Here is a 13,768-nt window from a genome sequence, read left to right as displayed (position 1 = left end):
CGCCCCGATAACAACGCCGCGAGGCCCGGATAAGCAAACGGCCAGGCTTTTCAGCCTGGCCGCTTACGAAGAGCGAAGTCGATAGGCCTTACTTCGCCGCGGTGGGCAGCGGCTTCGGGCTGTCGGAGAGGCTGTTCAGGTAAGCGATCACGTCGGCGCGCTCGCTATCCTTCGGGATGCCGGCAAAGCCCATCGCGGTGCCCGGGACAGCCGCCTTGGGATTGGCGATGAATTTGTTGAGCGCATCGAAGTCCCACGTGCCGCCCTTGGCCTTCATCGCTGCCGAGAAGTTGAAGCCGCCGCGACCTTCGCCAACATGGTCGCCGACGACGCCATAGAGGTTCGGACCGACACGGTTCGGGCCGCCCTTCTCGAAGGTGTGGCAAGCGCCGCACTTCTTGGCGGCGGCGGCGCCCTTCTCGACCGAGGCGGTCTGGAGCAGCTTTTCGATCGGCTCGGCGGCCGCGGGGGCAGCGCCGCCTTCCTTGCCGTGGCCGGCGTCTTCCTTCACTGCGATCTCGAAGCCCGGCTTTTCCGGCATCTTGGGCGAGAACAACGCCTGGGCGGTGAAGCTCGTCACCAGCAGAAGGAGACAGGTGCCGAGCACGGCACCGAGAATCTTGTTCAGTTCGAAAGAGTCCATTTCCGGCCAGGCCCCACACCGCAAGAAGGATCGAGCGGCCCAATGCGGCCGCCAGGACGAGCCTCGGAGAATCAACGTTCCTTACTGTTTCCCCGAGTTTTGCCATTGAGATATCGGTTTGCCCGGGGTCTGGCAACCCGTATAAGCGAGCGGGCTTCACGCCCGTCCCCACCCATTTCTCGGCGCGGAAAACGCCTCGTTTCCAGGCCCTTGAACCCAGGCCCTTGAATCATGATCGATCCCCGCATCCTGGTGCTTATTCCGGCCCGCATGGCCGCCACCCGCCTGCCCGGCAAGCCGCTCGCCGATATCGCGGGGCAGCCGATGATCGTGCACGTCATGCGCCGTGCCGAAGCCGCCGGGATAGGCCGGGTCGCGGTCGCAACCGACACGGCGGAGATCGCGTCCGTCGTGACCGCCCATGGCGGCGAGGCCGTGATGACCCGCCCGGAGCACCCGTCCGGCTCCGACCGCATCCACGAGGCCATGCTGAAGCTCGATCCGGACGGCAAAGCCGAGATCGTGGTCAATCTGCAGGGCGATTTCCCGACCATCACGATCGACAACATCCGCGAGGTGCTGCCGCCGCTGCAAGACCCCGTCGTGGACATTGCAACGCTGGCTTCGCAGATCCACACCGAGGAGGAGGACCTCGCGCCGAGCGTCGTGAAGGCGATCGGGACCTCGCTCGGCGGCAGACGTATGCGCGCACTTTATTTCACCCGCGCAACCGCCCCGACCGGCGACGGACCGCGCTACCACCATATCGGTCTCTATGCCTATCGCCGTGCCGCGCTGGAACGCTACGTCCGGCTCCCGCCCTCGCCGCTGGAATTGCAGGAGAAGCTCGAGCAGCTCCGGGCGCTCGAGGCCGGAATGCGCATCGACTTCACCATTGTCGATACCGTACCCCGCGGGGTCGACACGCCGGCGGACCTGGAAACCGCCCGCAGCATCCTTTCCAAATCCTGAGCCGCTGTTACAAGGCCGAGCATGAGCAAGCTGAAAATCGCATTCCAGGGCGAGCCTGGCGCCAATTCCCACATCGCCATCGTCGAGGCCTATCCCGACGCCGAGCCGATGCCCTGCGCCACCTTCGAGGACGCATTGTCGGCGATCTCGTCGGGCGAAGCCGACCTCGGTATGATCCCGATCGAGAATTCGGTCGCGGGCCGCGTCGCCGACATCCATCATTTGCTGCCGGCCTCCGGCCTCTTCATCATTGGCGAATGGTTTCTGCCGGTCCGGCATCAGCTGATGGCGGTGAAGGGCACCCGGCTCGAAGACATCAAGAGCGTCGAAAGCCATGTGCACGCGCTAGGCCAGTGCCGGCGCATCATCCGCAAGCTCGGCATCAAGCCAATCGTGCACGCCGATACCGCCGGCAGCGCCCGCGACATCTCCGAGCGCAACGACAAGACGGTGGCCGCGATCGCCTCGCGCCTGGCCGCAAAGATTTACGGCCTCGACATTTTGGCCGAGGACATCGAGGACGAGGCCCACAACACCACGCGCTTCGTGGTGCTGGCGCGCGAACCGAAATGGGCCGCACAGGGCTCCGGTCCGCTGGTCACGACTTTTGTGTTCCGGGTGCGCAATTTGCCGGCCGCGCTCTACAAGGCGCTCGGTGGCTTTGCCACCAACGGCGTCAACATGACCAAGCTCGAGAGCTACATGGTCGACGGCAATTTCTTCGCCACCCAGTTTTACGCCGACGTCGACGGCCACCCCGAGGACAAGGGCCTCGCTTTCGCGATCGAGGAGCTGAAATTCTTCTCGCGCGAATTCCGCATCGTCGGCGTGTATCCAGGCCACCCGTTCCGCGCGACGATGGAATAGTCCCGTGTCCCGGACGCGCGAAGCGCGAGCCGGGGCACGAGAGCCTTATCCGACCGCCTTAAGTCCGAACGCCTCCGCCAGCAGCGAATACGATTTCTTGCGCGCCTCGTGATCGTACACGGCGGTGATCACCATCAACTCGTCCGGCTTGCTCGCGTCGATCAACGGCTGGAGTGTCTTCTGCACGGTTGCAGCGCTGCCGACGAACAGGCGCGAGCGGTTGCGCCGGATCGAGATGCGCTCCGAGTCGCTATAGGGATAGGCCAGCGCCTCTTCGACGCTCGGCAACGGAAGATACTGGCCGCGGTCGCGGCGCAGGCGGTTGAGGTCGAAAGACGCGGCGAGCTTTTCGGCTTCGTCATCGGTGTCGGCCGTGATGACGGCGACCGCGAGGATCGCGCGCGGACTCGCACTCCAGGCCGAGGGCTGAAAACGATTGCGATAGTGCACCATCGCATCGATCGCATCGTGGGACGCAAAATGATGGGCGAATGCGAAGCCCATGCCGACCTGCGCGGCGAGCTCCGACGAATAATCGCTGGAGCCGAGCAGCCAGATCGGCGGCAACGGCGTATCGTCGGGCATCGCGACGACGTTGTGGTAGGGATGGCCCGAGGGGAATTCCCGGGTCTGCCACAGGATCAATTCGTGCAGCCGCTCGAGGAAATCATCGCCTTCGCGGCGGTCGAGCCGGCTGCGCAGCGCATAGGCCGTGGCACCGTCAGTGCCGGGGGCGCGGCCGAGGCCGAGATCGATGCGGCCGGGAAACAACGCCTCCAGCATCTTGAAGCGCTCGGCCACGACCAGCGGCGCGTGATTTGGCAGCATCACGCCACCGGAGCCGACGCGGATGTGCTTCGTCACCGCCGCGATTTGCCCGATCATCACGTCGGGCGCCGGACTAGCGACAGAGGCGAGATTGTGATGCTCGGCGAGCCAGTAGCGGACATAGCCGAGCCCATCGACATGGCGCGCCAGGTCGATGCTGTTGCGCAGCGCCGCGGCGGGCTTTGTGCCGCTTGTGACGACGGAGAGGTCGAGGACTGAGAGCGGGATCATGGCGCGCTAACGTAGTGGAGAGCGGCGCAGCGGCAATGGGCCGGGCGCGCAGGTCTGACGTGCAGGCCGCGGACTCGCGGGACTTCGCCGCAGTGTTGGGACAGCGACCGCGCTAATAGTATCATTTTCATATTGCCCACCGATAAATTCGCGCCGAACGAACCACCCTCTTCTATTATATATCTGATATATCAGATATTTTATCTAAAATCGAACTTCCCACCTCGACCTCTTACCTCAGATGTTTCTTAATTTATACCCGTAAAGTGGGCAATTTCCCATCACTGATGGGCTGTCGAGTGCGGCCGCTTTGGCCTATCTTGACCTCTCCCAATCTAGACCTGACCGCCGGCCGCCAGCGACCCGGCGAGCCCTTGGAGTGAGTGGTGCCCATGACTGACGCGACGATGCCTGCCCACACCGACGGGCAAGACGGGTACCTGAAGCGGCCTGCGATCTCCTTCGAGTTCTTTCCGCCCAAGACGGAAGATATGGAGCGCAATCTCTGGGACACCATCAACCGGCTGGCCCCGCTCGACCCGAAATTCGTCTCGGTGACCTATGGCGCCGGCGGCTCGACCCGTGAGCGGACCCACGCGACCATCTCGCGCATCCTGAAAGAGACCGCGCTGCTGCCGGCCGCGCATCTGACCTGCGTCGGCGCCTCGCGCGGGGAGATCGACGAGATCGTCGACCGCTATCACGAGGTCGGCGTCCGCCACATCGTGGCTTTGCGCGGCGATCCCGCCGGCGGCATCGGCACGGCCTACTCCAGCCATCCCGACGGCTACCAGAGTTCCGCCGACCTCGTCGCCGGCATCAAGAAGCGGCACGGCGATATCGAGGTGTCGGTGTCGGCGTACCCCGAGAAGCATCCCGAGGCGCGCGACTTCGACGATGACATCGACACGCTGCAGGCCAAGGTCGATGCGGGCGCGACCCGCGCGATCACGCAGGTGTTCTTCGATAACGACCTCTACTTCCGCTATCTCGACCGCGTGCGGGCGCGCGGGATCAACATCCCGATCGTGCCGGGCATCATGCCCATGCACAATTTCAAGCAGGCTCGCAATTTCGTCACCCGCGCCGGCACCTCCGTGCCGGATTGGTTCGCCGCGAAATTCGAGGGCCTCGACGACGACGCCGAGACCCGCAAGCTGGTGGCGGCCACCGTCGCCGCCGGCCAGGTGCAGAAGCTGGCCAAGCACGGCGTCGACACCTTCCATTTCTACACCATGAACCGCGCCGATCTCGTGTTCGCGATCAGCCATTTGCTCGGCATCCGCGCCAAGAGCGCGCAGAAGGCGGCTTAAGACACCATGACCGTATCCACCTCTCCCAAGCGAACCGCCCTGCTCAACGCCGCGCGCGAGCGCATTCTCGTGCTCGACGGCGCCATGGGCACGATGATCCAGAACCTCCAGTTCGACGAAGCCGCCTTCCGCGGCGGGCGCTTCAAGAACTTCCATCGCGATTTGCGCGGCAACAACGACCTCCTGATCCTGACCCAGCCGCAGGCGATCGAGGACATCCACGCCGCCTATTTGCGTGCCGGCGCCGACATCGTCGCCACCAACACCTTCTCCACGACTTCGATTGCCCAGGCCGATTACGATCTCGCCGACATCGTCTACGAGATGGCGCGTGAAGGCGCCCGCCTCGCCGGCAATGCCGCACGCCGCGTCGAGGCCGAGGACGGCAAGCCGCGCTTCGTCGCGGGCGCCATCGGACCGACCAACCGCACCGCCTCGATCTCGCCCGACGTGTCCAATCCCGGCTACCGCGCCGTCACGTTCGACGATCTGCGCAAATCCTATGGCGAGCAGATCAACGGCATGCTCGACGGCGGCGTCGATCTGCTGCTGGTCGAGACCATCTTCGACACGCTGAACGCCAAGGCGGCGCTCTACGCGATCGCCGAGATCACCGAGGAACGCGGCATCGACATGCCCGTGATGGTGTCGGGCACCATCACCGACAAGTCCGGCCGCCTGCTGTCCGGCCAGTTGCCGGAAGCGTTCTGGCATTCGGTGCAGCACGCCAAGCCCGTCACCATCGGCTTCAACTGCGCGCTCGGCGCGGAAGATCTGCGCGCGCATATCGCCGATATCGGCCGCGTCGCCGACACGCTCGTTTGTGCCTATCCCAATGCCGGCCTGCCCAACGAGTTCGGCCAGTATGACGAGACCCCGGAATACATGGCGCGCCTGGTCGGCGAGTTCGCGCGTGATGGTTTGGTCAACATCGTCGGCGGTTGCTGCGGCACCACGCCGGACCATATCGCGGCGATTGCGGCTGCGGTCGCGCCGCACAAGCCGCGCATCGTGCCGGAGATCGAACCTCGCTTGCGGCTCTCCGGCCTCGAGCCGTTCATCCTGACCGACGCGATTCCTTTCGTGAATGTCGGCGAGCGCACCAACGTCACCGGCTCCGCCCGCTTCCGCAAGCTGGTCACTGCCGGCGACTACACCGCCGCGCTGCAAGTCGCGCGCGACCAGGTCGAGAACGGCGCGCAGATCATCGACGTCAACATGGACGAGGGTCTTCTGGACTCGGAAGCCGCGATGGTGACCTTCCTCAACCTCGTCGCCGCCGAGCCCGACATCGCCCGAGTCCCGGTGATGGTCGATTCCTCGAAATTCTCGGTGATCGAGGCCGGCCTGAAATGCGTGCAGGGCAAGCCGGTCGTCAACTCGATCTCGATGAAGGAGGGCGAGGAGAAGTTCGTTCACGAGGCCAAGATCGCCCGCCGCCACGGCGCGGCCGTCGTGGTGATGGCGTTCGACGAGGTCGGCCAGGCCGACACGTTCGCCCGCAAGACCGAGATCTGCAAGCGCGCCTACGACATCCTGGTGAACCGCGTCGGCTTCCCGCCGGAAGACATCATCTTCGATCCGAATATTTTCGCGATCGCAACCGGCATCGAGGAGCACAACAATTACGGCGTCGACTTCATCGAGGCGACGCGCTGGATCCGCAAGAATCTGCCGGGCGCGCACATTTCTGGCGGTGTGTCCAACCTGTCATTCTCGTTCCGCGGCAACGAGCCGGTGCGCGAGGCCATGCACTCGGTGTTCCTGTATCATGCCATCAAGGCCGGCATGGACATGGGCATCGTCAATGCCGGGCAGATGATCGTCTATGACGACATCGATCCCGAATTGCGCCAGGTGTGCGAGGACGTCATCCTCAACCGCGACCCCGGCGCCTCCGAGCGTCTGCTGGCGCTCGCGGAAAGATTCCGCGGCAACAAGACCCAGACCAAGGAAGCCGATCTCGCCTGGCGCGAATGGCCGGTGGCGAAGCGGCTGTCGCATTCGCTGGTGCACGGCATCACCGAATTCATCGAGCAGGATACCGAAGAGGCCCGCAAGGCCTCGACGCGCCCGCTCGACGTGATCGAGGGACCGCTGATGGCCGGCATGAACGTGGTCGGCGATCTCTTCGGCGACGGCAAGATGTTCCTGCCGCAGGTGGTGAAGTCGGCCCGCGTGATGAAGCAGGCGGTCGCCTGGCTTATGCCGTTCATGGAGGAAGAGAAGGCGCGCAATCTCGCCAACGGCATCGGCACGGAAGGCTCCTCGTCCGCCGGCAAGATCGTGCTCGCGACCGTCAAGGGCGACGTCCACGACATCGGCAAGAACATCGTCGGCATCGTGCTCCAGTGCAACAATTACGAGGTGATCGACCTCGGCGTGATGGTGCCGGCAGCCAAGATCGTCGAGACCGTGAAGGCGGAGAAGGCCGACATCGTCGGGCTGTCCGGCCTGATCACGCCCTCGCTCGACGAGATGGCGTTCTTCGCCGCAGAATTGCAGCGAGAAGGCCTCAAGCTGCCGCTGCTGATCGGCGGCGCCACCACGAGCCGTGTGCATACGGCGGTGAAGATCGACCCGAGCTATCGCGCCGGCCCCGTGGTGCATGTCAACGACGCCAGCCGCGCCGTTGGTGTTGCGTCTGCTCTGCTGTCGCCCGAGAGGCGCGAGGCCTATGCCGCCGAAGTCCGCGCTGAATACGCAAAGATCTCGGACGCGCATATGCGCGCCCAGGCCGACAAGAAGCGGCTGAAGCTGGCGACCGCCCGCGCCAACCGCGTGCCGGTCGACTTTGCCGCGAACAAGCCGGTGAAGCCGACCTTCCTCGGCACCAGGAGCTTCGACGACTACGATCTCGCCGAGCTGGTGCCCTATATCGACTGGACGCCGTTCTTCCAGACCTGGGAGCTCGCCGGGCGCTTCCCCGCCATCCTTAGCGATGCCAAGGTCGGCGAGGTCGCGCGCTCGCTCTACGACGACGCGCGGAAAATGCTCGACCTGATCGTCAAGGAAAAATGGTTCCGAGCGCGCGCCACCGTCGGCTTTTGGCCGGCCAATGCAGAGGGCGACGACATCGTGCTTTATGCCGACGAGAGCCGGACCAGGACGATCGCGACGCTGCACACGCTGCGCCAGCAGCTCGAGAAGCGCGAGGGCCGTTTCAACGCCGCGCTGTCCGACTTCGTCGCACCCGCCACCACCGGCGTGCCCGATTATGTCGGGGGCTTCGTCGTCACCGCCGGCATCGGCGAGGATGTGGTCGCCGACCGGTTCAAGATGGCCAATGACGACTACTCCTCGATCCTGTGCAAGGCGCTGGCCGACCGCCTCGCCGAAGCCTTTGCCGAGCGCATGCATGCCCGCGTCCGCCGCGAGTTCTGGGCCTATGCGCCCGACGAGGCGCTCTCGACCGACGAGTTGATCCTCGAAAAGTACCAGGGCATCCGTCCCGCCCCCGGCTATCCCGCGCAGCCCGATCACACCGAGAAGGCGACGCTGTTCGAGCTGCTCGACGCCGAGAACACCGCCGGCGTGAAGCTGACCGAGAGCTTTGCGATGTGGCCGGGCTCTTCGGTGTCGGGGCTCTATCTCGCTAGCCCCGAGAGCTATTATTTCGGCGTCGGCAAGATCGAGCGCGATCAGGTCGAGGATTATGCTGCGCGCAAGGGCATGAGCGTCGCCGAGGCCGAGCGCTGGCTCGCGCCGATCCTGAACTACATCCCGGCGCGAGAGAGCCCAGGCGACAAGGCGGCGTTCGCGGCAACGCCGGCGAACGACGAGACGTCGAAGGAGCTTGCCTCGCATCCGCCGGGCTGCACCTGCGCGGTGCACCTGGTCTGGCAGAAGAAGCGCGCGGGCGCGGGTTAGGCGCCCTCCAAACAAAAAGCGAGAAATCAACCCCATGCACAGTAGACATGGGGTTGAAAAAGCTCGATAAATTTCGGTCTTGCCGAAATGACTTGCGGCGTCGGGCAAAACACCTGTATGAATGCATGATCGCCGACCGCGCCCGTTTGACACTCGCTGCCTCGTCCGTCGCGATCATGCGCGCGTACCACACGTTCGGTGTCGTCCGTTCGGTGTCGTCTTGGCGAAGGCCAGGACCCATACCGCGTGATCCATCGGTGACCATCGCTGGTAATACCGAACGACCAATCTTCGCCAAATGACCCATTTGGGTCATGGGTCCTGGCTTTCGCCAGGACGACATTGGTGAAGCAAATGCTCAGCCTGTACCGGAACGACGCAGCACATCGAACAGCTGCGGATGCGCCCTCGCAAGAATCGGCCGCTTGTGAACTCGTTCACTTGTCCGCTCAACCTTGGTTCGCTACTCTCTCGGCCTACTACCTTCAACCGACGATTTGCTTGGGATCGAACAAATGAAGCAGTTCATTGCACCGTTCCTCGCCGCGATCGCTCTCGTCGTGCTGCCCACGATTGCCGCGGCGGACTGTCCGAAAGGCTATGTGCCATGCGGCGAGAAAAATCAGTTGTGCTGCCCGGGAAAATAGCAAGCCGCAAATGGCTTTGGCTTGGTAGCGGAGTCTTCGTCGCGATCGGCCTCGTGATGGTCGCGGTCTACGCCGGATTCCCGCGGAAGAAGCAGACGATCACGGCCATCCTCTCCGAGACCGGATATTTCGAGGTGGTGCCGCCAAGCACGTTCGGCGGCCCCGGCACGATCAACACCATCGAGTATCTGAGCAACGGCCGGCTGGAGCTGCATCCGACTTGTGATGTCGATCCAACGCTGCTGACCGGCAAGATCCAGAAATCGCGGACCGTCGACCGGGACCTGAAGCAGTCGCTCGAGAAGAGGCTCGACGTGTCGGCCCAGGTCAAGGACAAGCTGTCGGCCCTCGCCGGAATGCAGCAGGTCGAGGCCGTCAACCTCAAGCTCGAGAATGCCAGCATTCTGCTGATATCCGACGAGTCGCTGATCTCGGCCCGCAACGCCTTGCTGAAGGCCGAGTGTGAGGACGCGGTCACTCAGAACGTTTCGAGCGGCGGCGTCGTGTGCCAGACGCGGTCCGTGCTGGAGGCCGACGTCGTCTACGAAATCAAATATCACAACGCGATTTCGATGGAGGAGAGGGCCAAACTGACCTCCGAGATCGCGACGAAGCTCGATCTGGACGTCCATGAGGGGACGAACGACAAGGTCTCCGGCTCTCAATTGTTCTTTGGCATCAGACTGTCGCCCAATCCGATCGTGATGCACTCTGCCTCGGGCGAGATCAAGCCCTGCACGAGGAGATAGGATCGGCGCCGCACCCCTGCCATGAACGCAACCCGCGTTCGCTGCGACCAATGGCGGTCGCCGCCGAAGCGCAGGGGAATCGGATGCTGAACGCCCAACAATTGATGTGGACACAGATTGCCGCCGGCATCGCCGTGCTGCTGTTTGGATTGACGCTGTTCAACCTGGTCCGCATGCGCGGCCGGATGGTGGCCGCGCGGAGCTGGGACAAGGTGGAGGGCATCATCACGGTCTCCCGAGTCGACCAGCCGGCGGCGCATTCCTCGGACGATCGGAACGACGCCAAGCCCATCATCCGCTATCGCTATCAGGCCGGCGGCCAGGAGCTGGAAAGCGACAAGATCTTTGTCGGCGGCCCCGTCATCACGACGAGGGTCTTGGCCGCAAAACTGACCGGACGCTATCCGGTCGGCGCCCATGTCGAGGTCCATGTCGATCCGAAGCAACCGACCGAGGCGCTGCTGGAGCCCGCCGCCGCGCAGAACGTCGCGGCGCTGGTGGCGTTCACGTTGGTGTTCGGAATTATCGCCGCCACCCTGACCGCGCATTCGTTCGCAGGCCACGTGCTCTACGCCGACAAGGGCGTCCCGCTATTCGCGTTCGCGGTGCCGATCATCGTGCTCGTGGGCGGGGTGTTCTTCGCCGCCGATTATGTCCGGACGCGCCGGCTGGCGAGCGCCAGCCTGCGCTGGCCGACCGCGTCGGGCAGGGTCATCCATTGCGACGTGATCGAGGAAATCATCGAAGAGAAGACCGAGCACGACAATCGACCGACGACATCAAAGCTCGTCCACCGCTATCAGGTCGACCTGCGCTACGCCTACAGGGTCGGCAAGCGCGACTTCATCGGCACCGAAGTCGATTGGAACGGCACCATGATCTCCGGCCTGCGCGAGGTCGCCGAAGAGGGCGCTGCGAAATATCGGCCCGGGAAGAGCGTCCAGGTCTATTACGATCCGGACCAGCCGGGGCAGGCCGTGCTGGAGCCGGCACGCCGGGAGGGCGCGCTGGGGCCGCTGATCGGTGCCGCGGTCTGCGCGGTCGTCGGCGGCCTTTTCCTGATGATCCTGATCAAGGTCGGGTTCGCGTAGCGGCGCTTCTCGGTTCGCCTCTCCCCCCTGGCTGAAGGACAAACGCATATGACGTCTCAGCGGCGCCCGAGCGAGCGCCTCGTCCTTCGAGACGGCCGCTTCGCGGCCTCCTCAGGATGAGGCTCAGCTGCATCCATCCGCGTGAAGTGCTGCCGCATACGCATCCCTCATCCTGAGGGCCCGCCGCAGGCGGGCGTCTCGAAGGATGGCCGCAGCCGAGCTTCCAGCCATATGCTTCTTCATATGCGATGGCCCTACCGCCCGCGGGAGAGATTGAAAGAGCCTCACCCCTTCGGCGGTGCCAGCGGTTGCACGATCTCCCGGAACGGCGCCAGCGCCTCGCAAGCGTCGGCATGCGCCGATAGCGACGGATAGCGCGATGGCTCGAACAGAAGCGGGTGCGCCTCACGGGTGAAGCGGACGACGCAGGCGACCACAACGTCGGCGTGGCCGATACGATCGCCCAGCCAGTATGGCGTGGTCACCCTGGCGCGCTCGGCCTCCAGCGCTTTCAGCACGTCCGCGATCTGCGCCTGGCAGCGCTCGACCCACAGCGCAAGCTGCTCCTTCCGCAGCACGCGCTCGTAGAGCAGGCTGACCGCCTTGTCGCCGAGACCGGAGGCGAGCGCGCAGATGCGCAAATGACGCCGGCGCTCGGCGCCGGAGCGCGGCAGCATCGCCTTCTCCGGCCCTACCAATTCATCGAGATAATCGAGGATGACCGTGCTCTCGATCAGCGCCTCGCCATCGTCGAGCACCAGCGTCGGCACGCGGCGCAGCGGGTTATAGGGCGCGATTTTGTCGGCATCGCCAAAGGTCGACCACGGCTTGTGCTCGAAGGCGAGGCCGTAAAGCCGCAGCGCGATCGCGACGCGGCGGACGAAGGGGGAATCGTATTGGCCGATCAGGAACATGGTTTGGCAGCCTTTGTCATTGCTGGGCTTGACCCGGCAATCCATCTCTTCTCAGATTAGGAAGCGATGGATGCCCGGATCAAGTCCGGGCATGGCAGAGCTGGGCGCAGGAGCATGCATGACGCAACGACTTGCAACGGTCGCACTCGGGCTCTCCCTGCTGGCCGCGAGCCTCGCCCACGCGCAGGACCGTCCGATCGGCTTTCAGACGCCGTCGAAAAACATCGCCTGCCAGTTCTTCACTGACAATGGTCAAGGCGTGCTCCGCTGCGACATCATGAACCTGGACACGCGGCCGCGCCGTCCGGCCGATTGCGAGCTGGAATGGGGCAACGCCTTCGAGATGAGCGCGAAAGGCAGCGCAGGCCGCATCTGCGTCGGCGACACCATCATGGACCCGTCATTGCCGGTGCTGTCCTATGGCGAGGTCTGGCAGCGCGCGGGGTTTACGTGCCGGTCGGAGCCGACGGGGCTGACGTGCTTCAATGCGATGCAGCGCGGGTTCTCGCTGGCGCGGGCGAAGCAGGAGGTGTTTTGAGCGTGTAGCCCGCATGGAGCGGAGCGGAATGCGGGGACGCTGTGCCGGATTTCGCTCCGCTCCAACCGGGCTACGCTTCCGAGGCTTGATTGCTTGCGTCGCGTCAACTTGGGAGCGCGTAGCCCTAATGAAACGCGACGACACCGCCACACTCCGTCCTTGCGAGCGCAGCGAAGCAATCCAGCCACCGATTTAGGGGAGGCTCAGTATCTTTCCACGGAAACAGTCTGGATTGCTTCGTCGCAATGGCTCCTCGCACTGACGGTCGGAAGGCAGCTGCGCACTAGCCGATGATCGGCACATGCTTGGCCGCGGTCCGTGGCGCGGTGCCATCGAGGCGCGGGTCGTCGGCGATCTCGATCTGGCGGCGGAACGGGCGGAAGCCCGAGCGCTGGTAGAACGCGACGGCCGACGGATGATCGAAGGTGCAGGTGTGCACCCAGACGCGGGACAGGTCGCGTGACCATGCGAGCTCAAGCGCGCGGTTCATCAGGAAGCGGGCGGCACCGCTCCCGATCAGTTTCGCGGTGACACCGAAATACACGAGCTCGCACTGGCCGGCCTCGCGAAAGTCCAGCTCCAGCAGGCCTTCATCGTGGCCGTCCACGACAAGCCCATAGACCTCGACGCCCGGTGCGTGGATGATTGCGGCGAGCTCGGCGTCGTTCATGCGCGCCCGCGAAAACCACAACCACTCCTCGCCAACGCGACGATGGAGGTCGCGATACCAATGAAGCGCGGGGGTATCGACCTTGCGCAGGGTCCAAAGACCTGATGGAGCGCCCGGCGGATCGGCGCGGCGCGCAGGGCGCGCGGTCATCTCGAGATGGGTGACGACGGCAACGATCTTGCCGGCGGGGATGTCGGAATAGCCGTCGGGGAGGATCATGGGATGCGTCCCGTTGAAGCTGAGCGCCGGCCACACATTCCGGGTCGTCCTGGCGAAAGCCAGGACCCATTACCACAGCTGGTCGCCGTTGCGGCAGGCTGGGGCCGACAGCGGTCAAAGGCAACTTAGCACGGTGGTTATGGGTCCTGGCTTTCGCCAGGACGACGGCGGAGTTTGTGGATACGCCTCGTTCATCGCGGCGTCAGGGTAATCGCT

12 protein-coding genes are annotated in these 13,768 nt (G+C 64.4%); 8 read left to right on the top strand and 4 right to left on the bottom strand.

Annotation, left to right across the window (positions count from 1 at the left end; all coding sequences use genetic code 11):
* Window positions 1–88: 88 nt before the first annotated feature.
* A complete protein-coding gene (locus AC0L3A_RS27305) occupies window positions 89–643 on the bottom strand; it encodes a c-type cytochrome (RefSeq protein ID WP_007599749.1) in 555 nt (184 codons plus the stop codon).
* A gap of 231 nt (window positions 644–874) precedes the next feature.
* Here AC0L3A_RS27305 and AC0L3A_RS27300 point away from each other — a divergent pair, with 231 nt between their 5' ends.
* Together AC0L3A_RS27300 and AC0L3A_RS27295 are read left to right on the top strand one after the other, a co-directional pair.
* Window positions 875–1,615 (top strand): 3-deoxy-manno-octulosonate cytidylyltransferase, encoded by a 741-nt coding sequence (locus tag AC0L3A_RS27300; protein ID WP_007599748.1) that lies wholly within the window; start codon window positions 875–877, stop codon window positions 1,613–1,615.
* 21 nt (window positions 1,616–1,636) lie between these two features.
* Window positions 1,637–2,482, top strand: a complete 846-nt coding sequence (locus tag AC0L3A_RS27295; RefSeq protein WP_007599747.1) for a prephenate dehydratase — start codon at window positions 1,637–1,639, stop codon at window positions 2,480–2,482.
* A gap of 45 nt (window positions 2,483–2,527) precedes the next feature.
* On the opposite strand, the gene AC0L3A_RS27290 is transcribed toward AC0L3A_RS27295, so the two are convergent.
* Window positions 2,528–3,541: an LLM class flavin-dependent oxidoreductase gene (locus AC0L3A_RS27290; RefSeq protein WP_007599746.1), complete on the bottom strand. Its 1,014-nt coding sequence runs from the start codon at window positions 3,539–3,541 to the stop codon at window positions 2,528–2,530.
* 392 nt (window positions 3,542–3,933) lie between these two features.
* On the opposite strand from AC0L3A_RS27290, the gene metF reads away from it, so the two are divergent.
* The 5 genes from metF (at window position 3,934) to AC0L3A_RS27265 (ending at window position 11,211) form a co-directional block, all read left to right on the top strand.
* Window positions 3,934–4,854, top strand: coding sequence for a methylenetetrahydrofolate reductase [NAD(P)H] (gene metF / locus AC0L3A_RS27285; protein ID WP_007599745.1), 921 nt, complete (start codon window positions 3,934–3,936; stop codon window positions 4,852–4,854).
* A 6-nt stretch (window positions 4,855–4,860) separates the two neighbouring features.
* A complete protein-coding gene (metH, locus tag AC0L3A_RS27280) occupies window positions 4,861–8,724 on the top strand; it encodes a methionine synthase (protein ID WP_007599744.1) in 3,864 nt (1,287 codons plus the stop codon).
* A 515-nt stretch (window positions 8,725–9,239) separates the two neighbouring features.
* On the top strand, window positions 9,240–9,371 hold the full coding sequence (locus tag AC0L3A_RS27275) for a hypothetical protein (protein ID WP_007599743.1): 132 nt from the start codon (window positions 9,240–9,242) through the stop codon (window positions 9,369–9,371).
* Window positions 9,353–10,120 (top strand): hypothetical protein, encoded by a 768-nt coding sequence (locus AC0L3A_RS27270; RefSeq protein WP_245285966.1) that lies wholly within the window; start codon window positions 9,353–9,355, stop codon window positions 10,118–10,120. Before AC0L3A_RS27275 ends, AC0L3A_RS27270 begins: the two co-directional genes overlap by 19 nt.
* 83 nt (window positions 10,121–10,203) lie before the next feature.
* A complete protein-coding gene (locus tag AC0L3A_RS27265) occupies window positions 10,204–11,211 on the top strand; it encodes a DUF3592 domain-containing protein (RefSeq protein ID WP_088941392.1) in 1,008 nt (335 codons plus the stop codon).
* A 284-nt stretch (window positions 11,212–11,495) separates the two neighbouring features.
* Here the strand turns inward: AC0L3A_RS27265 and AC0L3A_RS27260 are convergent, their stop codons facing one another.
* Entirely contained in the window at window positions 11,496–12,125 is a 630-nt protein-coding gene (locus AC0L3A_RS27260; RefSeq protein WP_035995420.1) for a glutathione S-transferase family protein, read from the bottom strand.
* A gap of 118 nt (window positions 12,126–12,243) precedes the next feature.
* On the opposite strand from AC0L3A_RS27260, the gene AC0L3A_RS27255 reads away from it, so the two are divergent.
* Complete coding sequence (locus AC0L3A_RS27255; RefSeq protein ID WP_007599735.1) at window positions 12,244–12,663, top strand: DUF6636 domain-containing protein; 420 nt, start codon at window positions 12,244–12,246, stop codon at window positions 12,661–12,663.
* A gap of 283 nt (window positions 12,664–12,946) precedes the next feature.
* On the opposite strand, the gene AC0L3A_RS27250 is transcribed toward AC0L3A_RS27255, so the two are convergent.
* Window positions 12,947–13,552 (bottom strand): GNAT family N-acetyltransferase, encoded by a 606-nt coding sequence (locus AC0L3A_RS27250; RefSeq protein WP_007599733.1) that lies wholly within the window; start codon window positions 13,550–13,552, stop codon window positions 12,947–12,949.
* Between the last annotated feature and the right edge of the window lie 216 nt (window positions 13,553–13,768).

It is taken from the genome of Bradyrhizobium sp. MI1.3 (assembly GCF_055811695.1).
Note: the sequence above shows the minus strand (reverse complement) of the source record. Positions and strands in the feature narration are given on the sequence as shown.